The following is a 782-nucleotide window of genomic DNA, read 5'->3' on the forward strand; positions in this document are numbered from 1 at the left end:
TCAATATCCAATGAGAAAGGAACGATACCATCCAAGATTGAGAACAATCCTAGAAGGATGATAGCATCGTGCAGTGTAGATACTGCGGCTCCAACAGAATATTGCCATTTGTGGAAGCGCACTAAGATATAGATAGCGATAATAATCAATGAAAGAATACCGGACCATATTGCTCTTTCAGAAATGTCTGAAGCGATCGAAGGACCCACTTTTTGCTGAGACATGATTTCATGGCTGTTGCCCGAAATTTTTGAAAGACCTTCGTTTAGTTTTGCCAATACTTCAGCATCTGCTTCATCCGAAGTTTCGTGGATATGGTAAGTGGTTGTCACACGTACTTGGTTAGAGCTACCGAACGTTTTAACCTCAGTATTGGTTTGGAATACGTCGTTCAAGTTTTTACGCACTTCTTCCAAATCTACAGGTTTTTCATAGCGTACGGTGTAAGAACGTCCACCTTGGAAATCTACTCCTAAGCTGAACCCTTTAGTGAAGATAGAGATCAAGGAGATCGCTACAGCAACTAAAGAGACAATGTAGAAGGTTTTACGTTTCTTAATGAACTGGAAGTTGGCACCTACAAGGGTGTTTGCCGACCAAGGGAAAGAAACGTTGATCTTTATATCTCTTTCTAACATGAACTCGAAAACAAGGCGAGAGATGAAGATAGAGGTGAACAGTGAGGTGATGATACCGATCATCAAGGTCGATTGACGAAACCTAAGATAAGGTCCTGAACCGAAGAAGAATAAAACTACACCTTCTTAGTAGGTGTAGTTTTA

At 40.8% G+C, this 782-nt stretch carries 1 pseudogene; it reads right to left on the reverse strand.

From position 1 onward, the window contains the following. Positions 1-701: pseudogene (locus SD31_RS14380) on the reverse strand (protein translocase subunit SecDF); the annotation flags it as partial. Positions 702-782 lie beyond the last annotated feature (81 nt).

It is taken from the genome of Sphingobacterium sp. T2, assembly GCF_000814685.1.
Lineage (GTDB): Bacteria > Bacteroidota > Bacteroidia > Sphingobacteriales > Sphingobacteriaceae > Sphingobacterium > Sphingobacterium thermophilum.